This window comes from Rhizobium sp. CFBP 8752 (genome assembly GCF_014842035.1).
In the GTDB taxonomy this organism is placed as follows: domain Bacteria; phylum Pseudomonadota; class Alphaproteobacteria; order Rhizobiales; family Rhizobiaceae; genus Neorhizobium; species Neorhizobium soli.
In genome coordinates this window covers 2,186,538-2,207,547 of sequence record NZ_JACYUZ010000001.1, presented here as the reverse complement: position 1 = coordinate 2,207,547, position 21,010 = coordinate 2,186,538, and the positions used below count along the sequence as shown (strand labels likewise).

21 protein-coding genes are annotated in these 21,010 nt (G+C 59.8%); 16 read left to right on the top strand and 5 right to left on the bottom strand.

Features of this window, described 5'->3' with window-relative positions; all coding sequences use genetic code 11:
* Positions 1-331: 331 nt before the first annotated feature.
* Positions 332-1,411, top strand: coding sequence for a porin (locus tag IFT59_RS10690; protein ID WP_113166387.1), 1,080 nt, complete (start codon positions 332-334; stop codon positions 1,409-1,411).
* 339 nt (positions 1,412-1,750) lie between these two features.
* Positions 1,751-2,833 (top strand): porin, encoded by a 1,083-nt coding sequence (locus IFT59_RS10685; RefSeq protein WP_192086797.1) that lies wholly within the window; start codon positions 1,751-1,753, stop codon positions 2,831-2,833.
* A 90-nt stretch (positions 2,834-2,923) separates the two neighbouring features.
* Here IFT59_RS10685 and IFT59_RS10680 read toward each other — a convergent pair whose 3' ends face one another.
* On the bottom strand, positions 2,924-5,083 hold the full coding sequence (locus IFT59_RS10680; RefSeq protein WP_192086796.1) for a lytic transglycosylase domain-containing protein: 2,160 nt from the start codon (positions 5,081-5,083) through the stop codon (positions 2,924-2,926).
* Positions 5,084-5,316: 233 nt separating this feature from the next.
* On the opposite strand from IFT59_RS10680, the gene dapA reads away from it, so the two are divergent.
* From dapA to IFT59_RS10665, 3 genes are all read left to right on the top strand, one after another.
* A complete protein-coding gene (gene dapA / locus IFT59_RS10675; protein ID WP_062453396.1) occupies positions 5,317-6,201 on the top strand; it encodes a 4-hydroxy-tetrahydrodipicolinate synthase in 885 nt (294 codons plus the stop codon).
* Between the two features lie 109 nt (positions 6,202-6,310).
* On the top strand, positions 6,311-6,787 hold the full coding sequence (smpB, locus tag IFT59_RS10670; RefSeq protein WP_062453395.1) for an SsrA-binding protein SmpB: 477 nt from the start codon (positions 6,311-6,313) through the stop codon (positions 6,785-6,787).
* A 115-nt stretch (positions 6,788-6,902) separates the two neighbouring features.
* Entirely contained in the window at positions 6,903-7,871 is a 969-nt protein-coding gene (locus IFT59_RS10665) for a lysylphosphatidylglycerol synthase transmembrane domain-containing protein (protein WP_192086795.1), read from the top strand.
* 62 nt (positions 7,872-7,933) lie between these two features.
* Here IFT59_RS10665 and IFT59_RS10660 read toward each other — a convergent pair whose 3' ends face one another.
* A complete protein-coding gene (locus IFT59_RS10660; protein WP_062453393.1) occupies positions 7,934-8,512 on the bottom strand; it encodes a LabA-like NYN domain-containing protein in 579 nt (192 codons plus the stop codon).
* Positions 8,513-8,791: 279 nt separating this feature from the next.
* Here IFT59_RS10660 and rpoZ point away from each other — a divergent pair, with 279 nt between their 5' ends.
* From rpoZ to IFT59_RS10605, 10 genes are all read left to right on the top strand, one after another.
* On the top strand, positions 8,792-9,199 hold the full coding sequence (gene rpoZ / locus IFT59_RS10655; RefSeq protein ID WP_062454756.1) for a DNA-directed RNA polymerase subunit omega: 408 nt from the start codon (positions 8,792-8,794) through the stop codon (positions 9,197-9,199).
* Positions 9,200-9,335: 136 nt separating this feature from the next.
* Positions 9,336-11,597, top strand: coding sequence for a RelA/SpoT family protein (locus IFT59_RS10650; RefSeq protein WP_092661806.1), 2,262 nt, complete (start codon positions 9,336-9,338; stop codon positions 11,595-11,597).
* 159 nt (positions 11,598-11,756) lie between these two features.
* On the top strand, positions 11,757-11,909 hold the full coding sequence (locus IFT59_RS10645; protein WP_192086794.1) for a DUF3563 family protein: 153 nt from the start codon (positions 11,757-11,759) through the stop codon (positions 11,907-11,909).
* A gap of 270 nt (positions 11,910-12,179) precedes the next feature.
* Positions 12,180-12,728 carry a DUF2062 domain-containing protein gene (locus IFT59_RS10640; RefSeq protein WP_192086793.1) on the top strand — a complete coding sequence of 183 codons (549 nt, stop codon included), beginning with the start codon at positions 12,180-12,182 and terminating at the stop codon, positions 12,726-12,728.
* A gap of 15 nt (positions 12,729-12,743) precedes the next feature.
* Positions 12,744-13,151, top strand: coding sequence for a holo-ACP synthase (gene acpS, locus IFT59_RS10635; RefSeq protein WP_062453390.1), 408 nt, complete (start codon positions 12,744-12,746; stop codon positions 13,149-13,151).
* A gap of 200 nt (positions 13,152-13,351) precedes the next feature.
* Positions 13,352-14,107 carry a signal peptidase I gene (gene lepB, locus IFT59_RS10625; RefSeq protein ID WP_062454754.1) on the top strand — a complete coding sequence of 252 codons (756 nt, stop codon included), beginning with the start codon at positions 13,352-13,354 and terminating at the stop codon, positions 14,105-14,107.
* Positions 14,107-14,823, top strand: coding sequence for a ribonuclease III (gene rnc, locus IFT59_RS10620; protein WP_430240771.1), 717 nt, complete (start codon positions 14,107-14,109; stop codon positions 14,821-14,823). Before lepB ends, rnc begins: the two co-directional genes overlap by 1 nt.
* A gap of 9 nt (positions 14,824-14,832) precedes the next feature.
* A complete protein-coding gene (gene era, locus IFT59_RS10615) occupies positions 14,833-15,828 on the top strand; it encodes a GTPase Era (protein ID WP_197978094.1) in 996 nt (331 codons plus the stop codon).
* A gap of 196 nt (positions 15,829-16,024) precedes the next feature.
* Entirely contained in the window at positions 16,025-16,540 is a 516-nt protein-coding gene (locus tag IFT59_RS10610; RefSeq protein ID WP_174195904.1) for a hypothetical protein, read from the top strand.
* Between the two features lie 208 nt (positions 16,541-16,748).
* Positions 16,749-17,264 carry a PAS domain-containing protein gene (locus IFT59_RS10605; protein WP_192086792.1) on the top strand — a complete coding sequence of 172 codons (516 nt, stop codon included), beginning with the start codon at positions 16,749-16,751 and terminating at the stop codon, positions 17,262-17,264.
* Positions 17,265-17,274: 10 nt separating this feature from the next.
* On the opposite strand, the gene IFT59_RS10600 is transcribed toward IFT59_RS10605, so the two are convergent.
* Positions 17,275-17,667: a hypothetical protein gene (locus IFT59_RS10600; RefSeq protein WP_062453386.1), complete on the bottom strand. Its 393-nt coding sequence runs from the start codon at positions 17,665-17,667 to the stop codon at positions 17,275-17,277.
* Between the two features lie 221 nt (positions 17,668-17,888).
* Between IFT59_RS10600 and recO the strand changes: the two genes are divergently transcribed.
* Positions 17,889-18,671, top strand: a complete 783-nt coding sequence (gene recO, locus IFT59_RS10595; RefSeq protein ID WP_192086791.1) for a DNA repair protein RecO — start codon at positions 17,889-17,891, stop codon at positions 18,669-18,671.
* Here recO and IFT59_RS10590 read toward each other — a convergent pair.
* Positions 18,652-19,878, bottom strand: a complete 1,227-nt coding sequence (locus IFT59_RS10590; protein WP_192086790.1) for an MFS transporter — start codon at positions 19,876-19,878, stop codon at positions 18,652-18,654. The genes recO and IFT59_RS10590 overlap by 20 nt on opposite strands.
* Positions 19,879-19,984: 106 nt before the next feature.
* Positions 19,985-20,884 carry a DMT family transporter gene (locus tag IFT59_RS10585; RefSeq protein WP_192086789.1) on the bottom strand — a complete coding sequence of 300 codons (900 nt, stop codon included), beginning with the start codon at positions 20,882-20,884 and terminating at the stop codon, positions 19,985-19,987.
* Positions 20,885-21,010 lie beyond the last annotated feature (126 nt).

The following is a 21,010-nucleotide window of genomic DNA, read 5'->3' as shown; positions in this document are numbered from 1 at the left end:
GCGAATCGGCGTCGTGGCCTGGTGATTTTTCCCGATGAGGGAGGTTGTCACATTCCTCTGGAAGCATCGTCGGTCGCCGATTCCCGGCCTGTTTATTAAGTGTTGGTTAACGCTCGAAACCAATGCGATGAAACGTTGCAACACTTTTTCAAATAAACGCCAAAAATGCACGTCGAAGCTTGCGATTTACTTGTCACAATTGGGAAGGTCTCGTAGCCTCAAGACATGAAGCGCGTCGGTTCGTCGCCGTTTCTTGAGTCGCGGGGAGGGGCAGATATGCTGGCTCCAGCAAGCTACTCACCCCTTTTGAAACTTTGACTGGAGGTCAAATATGAACATCAAGAGCCTTCTTCTCGGCTCCGCTGCAGCTCTCGCAGCAGTTTCCGGTGCCCAGGCTGCCGACGCTATCGTCGCTGCTGAGCCGGAGCCAATGGAATACGTTCGCGTTTGCGACGCTTTCGGCACCGGTTACTTCTACATCCCGGGCACTGAAACCTGCCTCAAGATCGGTGGTTACGTTCGTTTCGACGCGCAGTACGCAGACGCTTACAGGCCGAATAGCGATGGCCTGTACACGAACACCCGCGCGCACATCTCGCTCGACACGGCTTCTGACACCGAATGGGGTGCACTGAAGACCCGTATCACGGCCCGCTTCGACTACAATCCGCAGTATGATGTGGTTTCCGACACTAACGGCACTGGTATCGTCTCTGACGGCAACAACACCCGTACGCGTCTCATCGACGCCTACATCACATGGGGCGGCTTCCTGGTTGGTCTCACCGACTCTCAGTTCTCGTCCTTCTCGGGTTACGCCGGCGACGTCATCAACGATGACGTGATCTCCTACGGCCCGTTCGAACTGAACCAGGTTACCTACACCTTTGACGGTGGCAATGGCTTCAAGGCCGTGGTCTCGCTCGAAGACGACGGCACCAACGACAACGACACACCCGGTGGCGCAAGCGATTGGCCCGATGCTGTTGCTGGTATCAAGTACGACACAGGCACGTTCGCAGCTTCGCTTGTCGGTGGTTACGACGAATCGGCTGAAGAAGGCGCAATCAAGGCCCGCATCTCCGGCACCTTCGGCGCATTCTCGGCCTTCCTTCTCGGTGGCTGGAACTCGGACGGCGACACCACAAACAAGTACGCTTTTGGCGACAGCATTGGCCAGAGCTGGGGTGACTGGGCTGTTTGGGGTGGCGCAGGCTACAAGTTTACCGACAAGGTTGCTGCCAACGTTCAGCTTTCCTACACGGACAACGACACCTTCGCAGCAACTGGTAACGTTCAGTGGACCCCGGTTTCCGGTCTCCTGATCCAGCCGGAAATCTCCTACACCAGCTGGGACGCAATCGACGAAGACCAGTTCGCTGGTATGGTTCGCCTTCAGCGCACGTTCTGATCCTTTAAAAGGATTTGGTTTTACGAAAGGCCCGGCTTCTGCCGGGCTTTTTGCGTTTCGGCGTTTGAGTCGGTCCGGCGCTCGACGATTCGCTGCAACGCAGCATCGTCCGCTCTTCAGCGATTTAGAACACACGAACAAACTGATGAATGCTTGCAACACCGACCGGTTCGATTGAGGCGCTAATGGACGCGACAGTGCCGATTTCGTTGCCGCAAAGTTGATCGACGACTAGCGTCTCGGCAGCCGACCACGCGACTCGGGGTGATTCCTGCTTCCATGGACGACCTTGTTTTACGACATGCATTGTTTCATCTGCGTTTGTTTGGAGATTACAAAATGAACATCAAGAGCCTTCTTCTTGGCTCCGCTGCTGCCCTGGCAGCAGTTTCCGGCGCTCAGGCTGCCGACGCTATCGTCGCAGCCGAACCGGAACCCATCGAATACGTTCGCGTTTGTGACGCGTTTGGCACAGGCTACTTCTACATTCCAGGCACTGAGACCTGCCTCAAGGTTGGCGGTCGCGTCCGTTTCGACGCTCTGTATGGCGATGCCTACAATCCTGACGCCGATGGTCTCTATACAAACACCCGTGCCGAGCTCTACCTGAGCACAGCTTCCGATACGGAATGGGGTGCTTTAAAGACCAACCTTACGGCGCGCTTCGATTATAACCCGCAGTATGACGCCATTGATGCGGCTGGCACCGGCATCGAAAGTGACGGCAACAACACCCGTACCCGCCTGATGGTTGCGACGATCGAACTCGGTGGCTTTGCGGTCGGCCTGCAGGATTCGCTCTATGAATCCTTCATCGATTACGCCGGTAACGTCGACAGCGACGACGTCATCAATTACGGCCCGAGCGAAGTCAACATGGTTGCCTACACCTACAAGGGTGGCAACGGCTTCTCGGCATTCGCCGCTCTCGAAGACGACGGCCAGAACGACAACGACACCGCCGGTGGCGCCAGCGACTGGCCGAATGTTGCCGCTGGTCTGAAATACGACACAGGCAATTTCATGGTTGGCGTAACCGGTGGTTACGACGAATCGGTTGAAGAAGGTGCCGTCAAGGCACGTGTCGGCGGCAAGTTCGGCGCGTTCACCGCCTTCCTCATGGGTGGCTGGAACAGCGACGGCGACAGCTTCAACTCCTATGCACCTGAAATCATTGATGGCTTCGGCTGGGGTGATTGGGCCGTCTGGGGTGGTGCCGGTTACGAGTTTAACGAAGACCTTGCTGCCAACATGCAGGTTTCCTACTCTGATAGCGACGTCCTTTCGGCTGTCGCCAACCTGCAGTGGACGCCGATCCAGGGCTTCCTGATCCAGCCGGAAATTGCCTACACCAAGTGGAACAACGCCACGCTCGACGACGAAGCATGGTCGGGTCTCTTGCGCTTCCAGCGCACATTCTAATTTCTGCGATCAAACCCGAAAGGCCCGGCATTGCCGGGCCTTTTTGCATTCTGAGGTGTGATCAGATGAACCAGGCGCTGCAAGATTAGATTATCGGCGCCCCAACCGCAGGTCTGTCACGATATCCGACGTCTGTCCGAGCCTGACCTTGTAGACCTGGTAGTTCTCCATTACCCGCTGCACATAGTTGCGCGTTTCGGGGAAGGGGATGCGCTCGATCCAGTCGACGACTTCATCGATCGGCTTGCCGCGAGGATCGCCATAGCGGGCAATCCACTCGTTCACCCGTTTCGGCCCCGCATTGTAGGCGATGAAGGTCATGATGTAGGAGCCGCCGAACGTCTCGATCTGCTCTCCCAGATAATGGGCACCGAGCGTCGCGTTATAGCCGGCATCGCTGGTCAATCGGTCGGCCTTGAACGCCAGCCCGTGGCGCCTCGCCACGCCCTGGGCGGTCGTCGGCAGGATTTGCAGCAGCCCGCGGGCGTTGGCCGGTGACACGGCTGTCGGATTGAACGCGCTTTCCTGACGGGCGATCGCGTAGGCAAGCGCCTTGCCGGACCCCTCGATATTGGCAGCCGTCGGAATGACGCCGAGCGGATAGGCAAGCGCTGCAACGTCGATGCCGCGCGAAAAGGCACTCTTGCCGATCGAGAGCGACAGCGCATGGTCACCCTGCGCTTCGGCGCGTGACGAAAGCAGCGCGAGTTCACCAGGGCTCGTCAGCTCTTCGCCGAGGGCCTTGTAAAGCGCTGCCGACCGGCGATCGTGGCCGGCGGCGTCCAGTCTTGCGATAGCCCGAACGGCCTCGCGGTTTTCGAACATCTGCCGGTCGGCTGCCGATGGCGTCGGATAACTGACATCGAGCGTCCGCGTGCCCAGCCTTGCGGCGGCGAGCTGGCCATAGAATGTGCCGGGGAACCTGGCAGCGCGGCTGTAGAATTCCGATGAGGAACCCGGTCCGCCAGCCTCCGCGGCGCGTCCGAGCCAGTAGAGCGCGCGCGATGCCGAGAGTGGACGGCTCGAGGCAGCGAGAATCCTCGAGAAATGCTTTTCGGCTGTGGCCGGATCGTTCAGCGCCCGCAGCGCGTACCAGCCCGCATGAAACTCCGCATCCACCTTGTCGGTGGAGAGTGCTGCCATCGGGTCGGACACCGTCCGGTAGGCCAGCCTGAGATCGCCGAGATCGGCGAGCCCGCGGGCAACGATTCGCTGCTCGTTCCACCATTCGCTGGTGTTGATCAGGCGGCCCGCTTCGCGCGGAGCCTTTGCGAGAAGCGCTGCGGCCTCCTGGTACTTGTCCTGGCGGCGCAGATATTCGATCCGCACGAAAAGGGTAGCCGGATCGCTTGCCAGCGAACGGTCAATTGCCTCGATCGCCGGTCCTGCCGTCTTTGCGTTGGCGATGACGGCGTTCCACGCCTTGTAGAGCGATTGCGAACCGCCGAGCTCGGCAAAGCGCTTCGCCTGCGCTCCGCGGCTGCGGTACATCAGGTAATCCATCCTCGCCCGGTGATCCGCGGGCGAAAGAAGCGCAGAAAACTCGGCAAGGATCCGGTCTTCCATCGGCTTGTCAAGCGGCTCGGACGCCCAGATGTTTTTCAGGATGCGCCCGGCATCGGCATGTTTGCCACTCGCCACCAACGCCCTCGATAGAATGACGGCACCTTCCGGCGTTTCCGGTTTCGTCGTGCCGAAAGCGGCAAGCACCTGGGCCGGCGTCGGGTTTTCGCGGTAGAGCGCGCGTTCGGACTGCGCCCGCAGGGTGGAAAGCCCCGGCCATCCGACGAGCCTGCGCTGCGCAGCGGCAATTTCGCTCGAAGGAATACCGCGGGCGCCCGAGGTGGCAATCGCCCAGGTCAGGATCTTTTCGTCGAGCGAGCCTTCCGGCAGGCTGTCGCGCATGGCGATCGCCTGTGCGGCATCGTTGTCGGAGAGTGCATCGAGACCGGCCTTGAGAGCAGGGGCGGGAGCGGGCGTCGCAAGCGGCCGGTTCATCCTGGGGATTGCGCCGGTAATGTCAGGCACGGGAACCAGCGCCGGAGTGGCCGGTGGTGTTGTCGGTGGCGCAGGGACGGGCGTCGGAACGGTGGTGAAGCCCGGGATTGCAGCAGGAGCGTCCGGCCTCACGAATGGCAGCGGCGCAACGCCGGCATTGGGACCTGGAGGTGCAGCGTAAGCCGGCAGGGCCGCGACGCTGATTGCCAGCGCTGCCCCGAGCGTCTTGAGGATTACAACGGGTTTGCTCATCCGGCAACTCGCGACAACGATGTTTCAGACCCCTTATTAGCTGCTGACAAGCTTAACAAAACCTTACCACAGCGGTCACGATCGCGCGAATTCTTAAGTGGAATTTACGCTGAAAACCCATGTACTTCCGCTTGTCGCCGCCCGGTCGCCGATTTATGGTGCCCAGCCTTATAGTCGCGGATTACGGCCGAAGCATGGATTGTACCATGCCCTTCGGCCTTTGGGAGTTTTGCATGTTCAAGGGATCGATCCCCGCTCTCGTCACCCCCTTCACCACCGACGGCGCGGTGGACGAGGATGCTTTCGCCGCGCATGTGGAGTGGACGATCTCGGAAGGCAGTTCCGGTCTGGTCCCGGTCGGCACGACCGGCGAATCTCCGACGCTCTCGCACGACGAACACAAGCGGGTCGTTGAACTGTGCGTCGAGGCCGCCCGCGGCCGCGTCCCTGTCATCGCCGGCGCCGGGTCCAACAACACCCGCGAAGCGATCGAGCTTGCCCAGCATGCGCAGACCGCGGGCGCCGATGCGCTTCTGGTGGTCACACCCTATTACAACAAGCCAACCCAGAAGGGCCTGATCGCGCATTTTTCCGCGGTCGCCGAAGCCACGGATCTGCCGATCATCATCTACAACATTCCCGGCCGGTCGGTCATCGACATGACCCCGGAAACGATGGGTTTCCTTACCAAGGCCTACAAGAACATCGTCGGCGTCAAGGATGCGACCGGCAAGATCGAGCGCGTCTCCGAACAGCGCATCACCTGCGGGTCGGAATTTGTGCAGCTGTCCGGCGAGGATGCGACGGCACTTGGCTTCAACGCCCATGGTGGCGTTGGCTGCATTTCGGTGACGGCCAATGTCGCGCCGCGGCTTTGTGCCGAGTTCCAGGCCGCCACGCTTGCCGGCGATTATGCCAAGGCACTCGAGTATCAGGATCGCCTGATGCCGCTCCACAAGGCGATCTTCATGGAGCCCGGCGTCTGCGGTTCGAAATACGGGCTTTACAAGGTCCGCGGTCTGAACCGCGCCGTCCGCTCTCCACTGATGTCGACGCTGGAACCGGCGACGGAAGCTGCCATTGATGCAGCACTGCGTCATGCGGGTATCCTGAACTGAAGCCGCAGCGCTTCACTTTTGCTGCCTGGCGCATTACATAGAAATCGAACCCCGCTCATCGCCCATGGGCGGGGATTGTGTTTCAGATGAAGGGCGACGGAAGATTTCAATGGCCCCCAAAGGCAGCCAGCGCACGGTGAACAAGATTGTCGCGGAAAACCGCAAGGCCCGTTTCAATTACGAGATCCTCGATACCTACGAAGCCGGCATCATGCTGACCGGCACCGAGGTTAAGTCGCTGCGTGACGGCAAGGCAAATATCGCCGAGTCCTACGCCTCAGACGAAGGCAATGAAATCTGGCTGATCAACAGCCATCTTCCGGAATATCTGCAGGCCAACCGCTTCAACCACGAGCCGCGCCGTCGCCGGAAGCTGCTTTTGTCGAAGCGCGAGATCTCCCGCCTGCGTGTCGGAATCAACCGCGAAGGCATGACGCTGGTGCCGTTGAAGATCTACTTCAATGAAAAGGGTCGCGCGAAACTCGAACTGGCGCTCGCCAAGGGCAAGAAGCTGCACGACAAGCGTGAGACCGAGAAGGAACGCGACTGGAACCGCGAGAAGTCGCGGCTTTTCAAGGCCGGCTGAGGCTGACCGGTCGGGCGTCGCGTTAAGCGCGTGCTCGAGCGAGCTGGAGAACCCTCACTGCGGAACAAAACCACACATCGCCCGTTTCAGCTCGTTATTTTGGGGCAAGTGGGCGATGACGAAGAAGCAGATCTTTACCTACATCACGATTGTCATCGGCTTCGGCGCCGCCGGCTACCTTCTGTACCATACGTTCCGCGAATACTCGCTCAGCGACATTGTCCAGTCCGTCCGGGATATCCCGACCTATAATCTCGTCATGGCGGGCCTGTTTGCCGCCGGGTCCTATGTCTGCCTGTCTGGCTTCGATTGGGCCGGCGTGCGCTATGTGAAGAACGACCTCTCCTATCCCAAGATCGGCCTTGCCTCCTTCATCGCGCTGTCGATCGGTCAGAGTGTCGGCCTGTCGGGTCTCAGCAGTGGCGCGCTGCGCTATCGCTACTATCATCACTGGGGCATGAGCACCGAGGACGTTGCCAAGATCGTCCTGTTTTCCGGTGTCACTGTCGGCATCGGCATGGCCGTTCTGTCGGGTATCGTGATGATCATCAATCCGAAGGATGCCGCAACAGTCCTGCGGCTGTCGGAGGCGATGGTCATGGGGATCGGTTTTGCCTGCCTCGCCGTGACGGGTGTATATCTCATCCTCGCGGCAACGTTGCGCGCGCCTTTGAAGATCCGCTCCTGGAGCTTTGAGATGCCGACGCTCAGGATCGCCATCGCACAGGTGGTGATCGGCACGATCAATTTCGCGCTCGTATCCGCCTGTCTGCGCGAAGTCATGGCAGCGAGCGCCGATGTCAGCTACCTGAAGGCCGCGACCGCGTTCGTGCTCGCCAATCTGGCAATCCTCATTACCCATGCGCCGGGTGGCCTTGGAGTCCTCGAGGCAACCGTTCGCCACGTGATGGGCGATCAGGCGTCGATCGGTTCGCTTGTCGCGTTCCGAGTGATCTACTTCTTCATTCCGTTCTTTATCGGGCTTCCCCTAGCCCTGATCGTCGAGGGCGTGTTTCGTGCACGAAAGCGCAGCGCCGGGCAGGGGGCGTCATCTTCGGTGACGCCGGAGCCGCATTCGGCCTAGTCGTTTTCCCCAACAAAAAAAGGCGCCGTCGAACGGCGACTTTTTTCTTTCCGGGGATGATCTCAGCCTTCGGCCGGTTCGGGAGCAGGCTCCGTCGGCCGTGGTGCGCGTTCCGATGGATCGCGGCCCACTTCGGCTTTCAGTGTCATCAGATCGATGAAATGATCGGCCTGCCGGCGCAGGTCGTCGGCGATCATCGGCGGCTGCGTCTGCATCGTCGAAACGACCGAGACCTTGCGACCGCGGCGCTGCAGCGCTTCGACAAGATTGGTGAAGTCGCCATCGCCCGAAAACAGCACGAGATGATCAACGGTCTCGGCCTGTTCCATCGCATCGATCGCGAGCTCGATATCCATGTTGCCCTTGATTTTGCGGCGGCCAAGCGAATCCGTGAACTCCTTGGCGGGCTTTGTCACAACCTTGTAGCCGTTGTAATCCAGCCAGTCGATCAGCGGCCTGATCGACGAATATTCCTGATCCTCGATCAGCGCCGTATAGTAATAGGCACGCAACAGATAGCCGCGCTTCTGAAAAGCCTTCAGAAGCTTACGGTAATCAATATCGAAACCAAGGCTTTTCGAGGCCGCGTAAAGATTAGCACCGTCGATAAAGAGAGCTATCTTCTCTCTTGGGTCAAACATATGTCTCCATCCCCTTCAAGCTGCTTGACCAAGGACCCGTCAAATGAAAAGTTGAGCCGATCGCTTAGGTATTTATCGGTTAAATTACCAGCTAATCATATAAATGTCATTTATGGTAGGATTCGCTTTTATCCAAGCAACCTTTCGTTGAATCTGGCCAGAGTCATCGCCACCACGGTCGGCGGCATGCGGCAGTCGGCATGAATAAACTTGAATTTCGCTGGCAATGGCTGTATCGGGCGTAGCAATTCCGAAAATAACGACCGCAAAGGACAGGCAATGGCCCGTGTCACAGTAGAAGATTGCATTGACAAAGTCGATAATCGTTTTGAGCTGGTGCTTCTCGCCAGCCACCGTGCCCGCCAGATCTCGCAGGGCGCAGCGATCACCATCGATCGCGACAATGACAAGAACCCGGTCGTCGCACTGCGCGAAATCGCCGACGAAACGCTGTCTCCCGACGACCTGAAGGAAGACCTGATCCATTCGCTGCAGAAGCATGTCGAGATCGACGAGCCCGAGCCCGATCCGGCAACCCTGATTGCTGCCGGCAGCACGTCGACAGCCTCTGGCAACGACGAGGAAGACGGCGCCGCGGAAACCGTCAATTTCGACCAGATGTCGGAAGAAGACCTTCTCGCCGGTATCGAAGGCCTTGTGCCGCCGGAAAAGAGCGACGATTACTGATTGATGCATTGTTTGGGCAAGGGACCGTTCATTCTCTCGCCCTAATCTGTCTTGATATCTATGATGGCCGCGCTGATCTGATGGTTGGCGCGCCATTTTTATTTTGTTGGACCCGGTATCGAGGGCATTTCACGGGATGATGAGGCAGTACGAGCTTGTTGAGCGGGTACAAAAGTACAAGCCCGAGGCCAACGAAGCTCTTCTCAACAAGGCCTATGTCTACGCCATGCAAAAGCATGGCCAGCAAAAACGTGCCTCTGGCGATCCCTATATCTCGCATCCGCTCGAAGTGGCTGCCATCCTCACCGACATGCATCTCGACGAGTCGACGATCGCCGTCGCGTTGCTGCACGATACGATCGAGGACACGACTGCGACCCGCGCCGAGATCGATGAACTGTTCGGCGAGGATATCGGTCGTCTCGTCGAGGGTCTGACCAAGCTCAAGCGTCTCGATCTCGTCTCGAAAAAGGCCAAGCAGGCCGAGAACCTGCGCAAGCTGCTGCTGGCGATCTCCGACGACGTGCGCGTCCTGCTGGTCAAGCTTGCCGACCGGCTGCACAACATGCGCACGCTCGACCATATGAAGGCTGAGCAGAAGGCACGCATTTCCGAAGAGACGATGGATATCTATGCGCCGCTGGCCGGCCGCATGGGCATGCAGGACATGCGCGACGAACTCGAGGACCTGTCCTTCCGCTACATCAACCCGGAAGCCTATGCGACTGTCACCCAGCGGCTGGCCGATCTTTCGGCCCGCAACGAAGGGCTGATCAAGAAGATCGAGGACGAGTTGCGCGATCTTCTCGTCGCCAACGGCCTGCCGGACGCCGCCGTCAAGGGGCGCCAGAAGAAGCCCTATTCCATCTTCCGCAAGATGCAGTCGAAGTCGCTGTCCTTCGAGCAGCTTTCCGACCTCTACGGTTTCCGCATCGTCGTCGACGACGTCGCCTGCTGCTACAAGGCGCTCGGCATCGTTCATACCCGCTGGCGCGTCGTGCCGGGCCGCTTCAAGGACTACATCTCCAACCCGAAGCAGAACGACTATCGCTCGATCCACTCGACGATCGTCGGCCCGTCCAGGCAGCGTATCGAATTGCAGATCCGTACCGAGATGATGCAGGAGATTGCCGAATACGGGATCGCCGCCCATGCGCTCTATAAGGACGGCCAGTCGGGTGGTGCCAAGGGCGACGATCTTCTGCCCAAGGAATCGAGCGCCTATTCCTGGCTGCGCCATACGATCGAGTCGCTTGCCGAAGGCGACAATCCGGAAGAATTTCTGGAGCATACCAAGCTCGAACTGTTCCAGGATCAGGTCTTCTGCTTCACGCCCAAGGGCAAGCTGATCGCGCTGCCGCGCGGTGCCACGCCGATCGACTTTGCCTATGCGGTTCATACCAATATCGGCGACACCACGGTTGGCGCCAAGATCAACGGCCGTATCATGCCGCTTGTCACCCGGCTGAACAACGGTGACGAGGTGGAGATCATCCGCTCCGGTGTTCAAGTTCCGCCGGCCGCCTGGGAAGAAATCGTCGTCACCGGCAAGGCCCGCTCGGCCATCCGCCGCGCTACCCGCATGGCGATCCGCAAACAGTATGCCGGCCTCGGCTATCGCATTCTGGAGCGCACCTTCGATCGCGCCGCAAAGACCTTTACCCGCGAGGCGCTGAAGCCTGCTCTGCATCGGCTTGCCCACAAGGATGTCGAGGATGCGATCGCTGCCGTCGGGCGAGGGGAGCTGTCGTCGCTCGACGTGCTGCGCGCCGTCTTCCCTGATTTCAAGGACGAACGCGTTACCGTGAAGCCGTCGGCCGATGACGGCTGGTTCAACATGCGCAGTGCGTCCGGCATGATGTTCAAGCTGCCGAACCAGCCAAAGGCACCGCTGGAGGATGCCCAGGCGGCCGTCAATGCCGGCGATGTCGTTGCGTTGAGCCCGGAACCGGTTCCGATCCGCGGTCTTGCCGGCAATATGCAGGTGCGTTTCGCACCGAGCGGCGCCGTGCCCGGAGACCGTATCGTCGGGATCATGGACAAGGGCGAGGCGATCACCATCTATCCGATCCAGGCCCCGATCCTGCAGCACTTCGATGAGGAACCGGAGCGCTGGATCGATGTGCGATGGGATCTCGACGAGGCCAACAAGTCTCGTTTTCTCGCCCGCATCGACGTCAACACGATCAACGAGCCAGGCACCCTTGCGACGGTCGCGAAGACAATCGGCGGTCTCGACATCAACATCCGATCATTGTCGATGGCCAGCAATCGCGCCGCCGATTTCTCCGAGATCGCCATGGAAGTCGAAGTCTGGGACGTGCGCCAGCTCAACCAGCTCCTGACGCAGCTGAAGGAACTGGACTGCGTTTCCAACCTGAAGCGTGTCTACGACTAGACCCCAGCCGATCGTCGATGCGGACTGCCTGTTTTGAGTGCGCTCCCCTGAACCGGGTATGCATTCAATGCAGGGCTGGGAGGTAACCCTTGCGTTGGTAAAGCCCGCTGGTTCAGCCTATATCTGCTGCACCGCAACATTTACCGAAAGAGACGTCAGATGTTTACCTCCGTCCGCAAGTTCGCCCGCGTCCTGCGCGGTCCTTCCGCCCAGGAACGCGAAATGGCATACCTCAATGAAGCCTGCGATCGCTTCGATCTCGAGCACCGCGTTCGCCAGATCGACCGTGGCATGTTCCGCAAGTCTATCTGAATTCAATGACATGACAGCGGCTCGGTCGTCTGTCGTGCAGTAGATCTATCCGGGGGCCGTGCGCGAAGCGGCCCGATGCCAGCGGCCAATTTTCGCCATCATCTTGGGCTTCCGCTACGAAGACCGTTTCCGAACTGAGATGATGGTTCTCGGATCCTTGACCGGACCGAACCAGAAAGAAGCTGCTTCATGCCCTTTCGGCGCCGCAAAGCCCCGACCTTCCGAGAAAAGCTGCATCGCGCAATATTCCCCCCGAAGGGGTTCCGCCGTGTGCTCGGATATTACCGGCTTAAGATCTTGCGCATCGGTGGTTCGCCGCATGCGGTTGCTGCCGGTCTTGCCATCGGCATGGTCAGCGCCTGGACACCCTTTCTCGGCTTCCACATCCTTTTTGCTATCCCCTTTGCCTGGGTGCTGGGCGGCAGCATGGTCGCTGCGGCGCTTGGCACGGCCTTCGCCAATCCCGTTACTTGTCCCATCATCTGGCCCCTTACGTGGGAAATCGGCCAGTTCATCCTTGGCCGCGCTGGCGGCGGCGAAGCGCGGCCGGTCGACCTAGCGGCGCTGTTTTCCCAGCTCAAGCTATCGGAACTCTGGGACCCGATCCTGGAACCGATGCTGATCGGCTCGCTGCCTCCCGGCCTGTTCTGCGGACTGCTTGTCTACGTCGCGACCTATTTCGGGATCCGCAGTTTTCGCAACAGCCAGACGGAGCGTCGGCTTGCCCGCCGCAGCGAATATCAGCAGGCCTATGAGCGGGAATATCAGCCGGGGAACTTGACGGCGCGGCCGGCAGACCGCAAGTCAGTCGATGCTTGAGAAAGAGGGACTTTGATGATTATCGGCATGGGAAGTGACCTCATCGACATCCGTCGAGTTGAAAAATCCATCGAACGTTTCGGGGAACGGTTCACCCATCGTTGTTTCACCGATATCGAGCGCGCAAAGTCCGATCGTCGGAAGAACCGCGCAGAATCCTATGCCAAGCGGTTCGCCGCCAAGGAAGCCTGCTCCAAGGCTCTCGGCACCGGCCTTGCAAACGGCGTGTTCTGGAAAGACATGGGCGTTGTCAACCTGCCGGGCGGCAAGCCGACCATGGTGTTGACGGGTGGCGCGGGCGAGCGGCTGGCGGAACTGATGCCCGCCGGTCAGGAGCCTTTCATCCACGTCACGATCACCGACGAGTATCCCTATGCGCAGGCCTTCGTGATCATTGAGGCGCGACCGGTGGCCGCTCCGTGAGCGTACCCGAATTTGGCGAAGCGGTGGCCCATTGCCGCCGCTCTGTGAAGACGCTAAAGCATGTCCCGCAAAAGCGCGCAGCGGTTTTGTAGCTACAAGGTGCCACGCAGGAATGACCTGAACGGCGGGCGTGATCTCTCGAAGGTTGCGGCACGTTTCACACAGGTAGCCATCCGCCGTGAAGAGAGAGATTGAAATACGTGTCCGATAACGCCGAGACGAAGCCGCAGAATGCCCTTTGGGAAAACATCAAGGTCATCATCCAGGCCCTGCTGCTGGCTATGGTGATCCGCACCGTCCTGTTCCAGCCCTTCACGATTCCGTCCGGCTCGATGATGCCGACGCTTCTGGTCGGCGACTATATCTTCGTCAACAAGTTCGCCTACGGGTTCTCGAAGTATTCGATGCCGTTTTCGCCGGACCTGTTTGAAGGCCGTGTCCTTCAGTTCAGCGAGCCGAAGCGCGGCGACGTGATCGTGTTCCGCCTGCCGCAGCAGCCCGAGATCGATTACATCAAGCGCCTGATCGGCCTTCCCGGTGACCGCATCCAGGTTCGCGACGGCGTGCTCTTCGTCAACGGAACCGCTGTACCCAAGCAGGGCGACGGCGCTTTCACATCCGACTACCGCTCCGATCCAGGCACCAACGTTCCAGTCTTCCGCGAGACGCTCGACAACGGCGTGACCTTTGACACGCTCGACCAGTCCCCAAGCTCGCGCGGCGACAACACCCGCGAGTTCGTCGTGCCGGCGGAACACTATTTCTTCATGGGCGACAACCGCGACAACTCGCTCGACAGCCGCTTTGACGAAGGTCCGGGCATGGTTCCGGCCGAAAACCTCGTCGGTCGCGCCAGCGTCATCTTCTTCTCGCTCGGCAACGACACGTCCTTCCGCGAGATCTGGAAATGGCCGTCCAACATGCGTTGGGACCGTCTCTTCAAGGGCGTTCATTGATGAAACCGCTCTCACTCTCGGAAGAAGAACGCGGCCGTCTCGAGACGATAATCGGCCATGTCTTTTCCGAGAAGCAGTGGCTTGACCGGGCGCTGACCCACGCCAGCGTCGGTCTTGCCAAGGATGCCAATTACGAGCGTCTGGAGTTTCTGGGCGACCGTGTGCTTGGGCTCTGCGTTGCCGAACTTCTGTTCACCACCTTCCGGTCCGCACCGGAAGGAGAGCTGTCTGTGCGCCTTAATCAGTTGGTCAGCGCCGAAAGCTGTGCCATTGTTGCAGACGAGATGGAACTGCACCGTTTCATCCGCACCGGCGCCGACGTCAAGAAGATCACCGGCAAGCGGATGATGAACGTCCGTGCCGATGTGGTGGAGAGTTTGATTGCCGCCCTTTATCTGGATGGCGGACTGGAAGCTGCCCGCGGTTTCATTCTGCGTCATTGGAAGGCGCGTGCGACCCGCGCCGATGGCGCCCGCCGCGACGCCAAGACGGAATTGCAGGAATGGGCACATGCCAAATTCGGTGTGACCCCGTCCTATCGCATTGACGACCGTTCCGGCCCGGATCACGACCCGCGCTTTACCGTGACGGTCGAGATTCCCGGTGTTTCGCCCGAAACGGGCGCCGACCGGTCGAAACGTGCAGCCGAACAGGTTGCTGCCACCAGGATACTCGAACGCGAAGGCGTCTGGCAGAAGACCTCTGCTGAAGACTGATTGGACATCATGATCGAAGACAACACCATCGAAGGCAAAGACGAAGACGTAAACGCCGTTCAGCCGGAAACCCCGGTCGACGAGGCGGCGGCGGAACAGGCTGAAGCCGGTCCGACCCATTCCGGTTTCGTGGCGCTGATCGGCGCGACCAATGCCGGCAAGTCGACGCTGGTCAACCGTCTCGTCGGCGCCAAGGTGTCGATCGTCAGCCACAAGGTGCAGACAACCCGCGCCATCGTTCGGGGCATCGCAATCCACAACAACGCCCAGATCGTCTTCATGGATACGCCCGGCATCTTTAAGCCGCGCCGCCGGCTGGACCGCGCCATGGTGACCACCGCCTGGGGCGGCGCCAAGGATGCCGACATGATCGCGCTCCTGATCGACAGCGAACGCGGCCTGCGCGGCGATGCCGACGCGATCCTCGAGGGTCTGAAGGATGTGCATCAGCCGAAACTGCTGCTTCTGAACAAGATCGATCAGGTCAAGCGCGAGGATCTTCTGGCGCTTGCTGCTGCGGCCAACGAAAAGATCGACTTCGTGCGCACCTTCATGATCTCGGCGACGACCGGTTCGGGTTGCGACGATCTGATGGACTATTTCTCCACGACCCTGCCGGAAGGCCCCTGGTACTACCCGGAGGATCAGATTTCCGATCTGCCGATGCGCCAGCTTGCTGCCGAAATCACCCGCGAGAAGCTCTTTCTCAGGCTCCACCAAGAGCTTCCCTACGCCTCGCATGTCGAGACTGAGAAGTGGGAAGAGCGCAAGGATGGCTCCGTCAGGATCGAACAGGTCATCTATGTCGAGCGCGAAAGCCAGAAGAAGATCGCTCTCGGCAAGAACGGCGACGCCATCAAGGCAATTTCGACAGCGTCGCGCAAGGAACTGACCGAGATCCTTGAACAGCCCGTTCACCTGTTCCTTTTTGTGAAGGTCAGGGAAAATTGGGGAGACGATCCACAACGTTTCCGCGAAATGGGCCTGGAATTCCCGAAAAACTGAATGTTTGACCGTTTTTGGCTTGCCGACTCCTTCCGATGCGTTAGCTTGATATCGGGAGAAGGAACTACTGTGTAATTTCGAATGTTAGTAAATTCGGAAATGCTTAATTGTTATTTCCTAAAATACGCCGACGGGTTACGCTGGTTGTATTGAAGGACTGAGGCGATCTCGGCAAATCGTGGAGGTGGTGCCAGGCATGAGCGATATAAGACGTTTTGATGCCTTCAGTGGTATGGATCTCAGCGATGCGGTTGGGTTCTTCAGCTGGAACGTTCAGGAGAACAAGGTCTACGGCGATCAGGTCTTCGCATTCATCTACGGGGTCCCCTACAGGGACCTCGAGAGCGGCGCGCCGATCGAACAGGTCATCGTCAACGTCGACGATGGCGACAAGCAGCGCGTCGCAAAAGCCCTGCACGAGTCCATCATTTCTGGCAAAAAGTGCCACCAGAGTTATGGGATCACCCATGTGGACGGTCGCCGCGTCACGGTGACAGGGCAGGGACGATGCCTTCGCGACAAGCTCGGCCTGCCGTCGATCTACACAGGTTCCGTTACCGCTGTCGAAGTGGGCAGTGGTGCTCATTCTGGCGATCCACTCAAGACCCATTGTCTCGAGGCTTTGAAAATCGCCAACAGCCGCCGCCACGCGCTTGCGGCCCGCTACTTGGCCTCCGCACTCAACGTGCTGGATGGCGGCAAAAAAGCGTAAAGCATCCATGGTTCGTGCAAATTGCGGCTGCATCCTCCGGTCGTGCACGATGGCTGCAGAATCGCTCCCTTGGACATTCCTGTCAGCCAAAGGGCGCTCGTGATTCGTTACGTAGAACCCCGTAGCAACTTGTCATCTATCAATGTACGCGATTGCTAACGCGATGGTGATGGTACAACTACGCGTCGTATTGGCATAGGGAGCGTACATGGCACGCGGAACGATCGCTTCTGACGAAGCGGATCAGGATTTCATCAACGCGGTGGGGTTCTACAGCTGGAATGTTGCAGAAAACCGCGTCTATGGTGACGACGTCATCGCCCATGTGTTTGGTCTCTCGATCGAGGACCTGTCGATCGGAATGCCGATCGACGTCCTGGTGCGCTACATCGACGACGGCGACAAGCAGCGTGTGGCCAAGGCTATCCACATGGCGATCGTCGATGGTGCAGCCTACAATGCCGAATACAGCCTGACCCATCCGGATGGCCATAAGGTTAGCGTTCGCGCGAACGGGCGCTGTCTGCGCGATGTCGATGGGCTGCCTTCGATCTACAGCGGCACTGTCATCGTGCAGCCAGCGCTCGCCGAACCGATCCAGATCAGTGATCCGCTCGAGAGCCACTGCCGGGCAGCGCTGGATCTCGCTTCAGCGCGCGGCCATGCTCTGGCCGCGCGATATCTGTCCTCAGCACTCAACATGCTGACGCCGGATCTCGGCTGAGACGGAGATCTTACTTCTTGCGCTCCATCAGCGCCTTAACCTCTTCGAAGCGACGACGATTTTCGGGTTCCTGCTCACCCGGGCCGTAGCATGTCTTCGAGATGCAGAAGCGCAGCAGCGTGAAGGGAGGTCCACCCTTGCCGAACTCGCAATCGATCTCGTTGGTGAAATCGGTCGGCTTGGCGTCCTGGCGGGTCGAATAGGTGAGACGTGCGCCCGGCGGATCGAGTTCCGGGAAGGACTGCACAATGCCGGTCTTGACGTCTGGAATGAGCAGGAAGTTCTTGGCAACCGCGACGCAAGCCTGTTCAAGCTGCGGCGACTGTGCGGCCGCAGGCGTTGGCAAGGCGAGGCCAAAGGGCATCGCGGCAATGATAGCGGTAGCGAGCAGGGCGTTTTTCATGTGATCTCCGGCAGCGTATTGCTCTTGGCTGTTCGGCGGAGAAATCCGCGGCGAAGGCAATTTGTTCCAGCCCGGTCGAGAGATAAATCGAGGGAGGCGCGACAGCCACACCTAGATACCGACAGAGCCCGCAAACCGTGCCGGAAAGACGCAGAAACCGATTCAGTCCCAAGAGGTTATACGGTAGAACTGATCAACGCAGACAGGAAGTTCACCTATCGATGCAGTGGCAGGACGAGGCAATCATCATCGGCGTGAAACGCCACGGCGAGACGAGTGTCATCGCCGAACTGATGACGCGCGAACGCGGCCGCCATCTCGGCATCGTCCGGTCCGGCCGCTCGCGCGCGATGCAACCGGTGCTGCAGCCGGGAAACCGCGTGGAGGTGGTCTGGCGCGCGCGTCTCGACGAGCATCTCGGCGAATTCAAGCTCGAACCGCTGCAACTGCGTGCAGCAAAGCTGATGGAAACCGCAACGGCGGTCTACGGTGTCCAGGCGATGGGGGCTCTGCTTCGGCTGCTTCCCGAGCGTGATCCGCATCCGCACCTGTTCGAAGCTCTCGATATCATTCTCGATGCGATGGATGATCCGTCCGATGCGGGCGAACTCTTCGTCCGGTTCGAACTCGCGGTGCTGAACGATCTTGGTTTCGGACTGGATCTTTCGGAATGTGCGGCGACCGGCACACGCAGCGATCTTGTCTATGTGTCGCCGAAGTCCGGTCGCGCCGTGAGCCGCGATGCCGGCGCTCCCTATGCGGACCGCATGCTGGCCCTGCCGGATTTTCTGGGAGAGGGAGCATCCAGGACTGCCGACCGCGACGGCATGGCCGCGGCCTTCCGTCTGACCGGCCATTTCCTATCCCGGCATGTCTATGAACCGCGCGGAATGACCCAGAGTACCGCCCGCGACGGGTTCGTTCAGGCGGCGCTGAAGGCGCTGTCGAAAGCCCCTGACGATCAGACGCCGCAAGGATCAGGTATCATTCCGCCGGCTGCATGACCGGTTGGCGGTTCACCGTCTTTTCGCGAATGGGCCAGTGTACGGCCGCGGCAAACAGGCCGAACACGACGCCGAACCACCAGACCATGTCATAGGAACCGAGCCTGTCGTAAAGCGCGCCGCCCATCCAGACGCCGAGGAACGACCCCACTTGGTGCGACAGGAACACGAAACCGCCAAGCAGGCCCAGATGCCGCGTGCCGAACATGATCGCCACCAGTCCGTTGGTCGGCGGCACCGTGGACAGCCACAAGAGACCCATCACGGCGGCAAAGATGATGACCGAGGTCGGAGACTGCGGCAAAAGCAGGAAGGCCGTGACGGCGATCGAGCGGCCGATATAGATATAGGCGAGCAGATAGGGTTTCGAGTAGCGCTGCCCGAGCACGCCGGCGCCAAGCGAGCCGATGATGTTGAAGAAACCGATCAGTGCCATGGCGATCACCGCATAGCGAGCCTCGATGCCGATATCGCGAAGATAGGCCGGAAAATGCGCGGTGATGAAAGCTACCTGAAAACCGCAGACGAAAAAGCCCGAGGTCAGCAACAGGTACGACTTGTGCGCGAAGGCTTCCCGCAGTGCCTGCGCCGCGGTCTGCTTGAACTCCGTCTGGTTCTGCGTGCCGGAGCTGGCATTGCCCCGGAGCGGGATGGCAAGCAGCGGAACAGCAAGCATCATCGCCGACATGATCATCAGACTGTCCGACCAGCCGTAGGCCGTGATCAGCGCCTGGCTGAGCGGCGCAAACAGAAACATCCCGGCAGAGCCGGCGGCAGTGCCGATCCCGAACGCGAAGGAGCGCTGTTCGGGCGTCACGTTGCGGGCAAAGGCTGACAGGATCGTGCCGAACGAACCGGCGCCGACGGCAAGCCCCACCATCAGGCCGCCCGACAGGTGCAGCATCGGAATTGATTGCGCGGACGACATCAGAAACAGTCCGCCCGCATAGAGGAGACCGGACAGGGCGAGCACGCGGCCTGTACCGTATTTGTCCGCTATCGCTCCGAAGATCGGCTGGCCAAGGCCCCAGGCGAGGTTCTGGATCGCCATCGCCAGCCCGAACGTGGTGCGATCCCAGCCACGATCGGACAACATCGGCAACTGGAAGAAGCCCATTGCCGAACGCGGGCCGAAGGTCAGCATCGCAACCAAGGCACCGGCCGTGATGATCAGCCAGGGCATCGATGAGCGCGCGGGGTTGGACATGCTTGCCTCCTGAAATCAGGCATTATCCATAGCCGCGCAGGTGTGAAATGGGAAACGACTTTTCCTGACGCGATGCATCACAACAGCTGATGCGACAAAGCCTTCTCTACAGCGCGCCGGGCGGCTCGATCGGGGGCGGTGGGACTTTGCCAAGCCGCGATTCGCGCCAGAGCGTGAAGGCTCCGGCGCTGATGACGATCGCACACCCGGCCACCATGTTGATGGTCATCATCTCGCCGAACAGCATCACACCGATCAGGCAGACGAGCACCGACTGTACGTAGAACATCGGCTGTACCGCGACGGCGTCGACGAGCGAGTAGGCGCGGATCAGCAGATAGTGCCCGGTCATGCCGGTAATGCAAAGCGTCAGCATCCAGAACCAGTCGGAGAGCGTGATGTGCGACCAGTAGAACGGACCGACCAGCGTGATCGCCGCAGCACCGGCAATACCCGTGTAGAAAAACGCGGTATCGGCCGTGTCGGTGCGGCTCGCGAGCCGGGTCAGCACCGAGTAGAGCGCAAACATCGTGGTGCCGATCAGCGGGATGACGATCCGGAAATCGAATGTCGCATGCAGCGGATTGATGATCATCAGGATGCCGGCAAAGCCGACGCCGATCGCGGTCCAGCGCCGCCAGCCGACCTTCTCGCCGAGCAAGGGCACCGAAAGGCAGGCAACGAGCAGTGGCGTCGCAGCAAAGATCGTATGGGTGGCCGCAAGACCGACCTCGGCAAATGAGAAGATCGACAGCGCGATCTGGAAAACCAGAATGACCCCGCGGGCAATCTGCAGCCACAACCTGTTCGCGGACGCTGCACCTTTGACACCGCCGGACGAGCGACCGGCCACGATGAGCACGAAACCTGCGAAGGCCCAGTAGCGGATCATCGCCACGAAAAGGGGAGGATAGGCGCCGCCCAGGTGTTTCGAGATGCCGTCCTGAACCGCGAAGATAATGACAGCAGTCAACGCGAAGAGAAGTCCCGTAGACCGAGATGTCATGATGGTGATCGATTCCAGTGCGGAGCGCGCAAGCGCCGCCGTGACGCCCTACGTTTGTGAGATCGGTGTTCTTGACCGGTTTTGACCTTTGTCAACAAACGCCGATTGGACATGTCTGCCATGCGG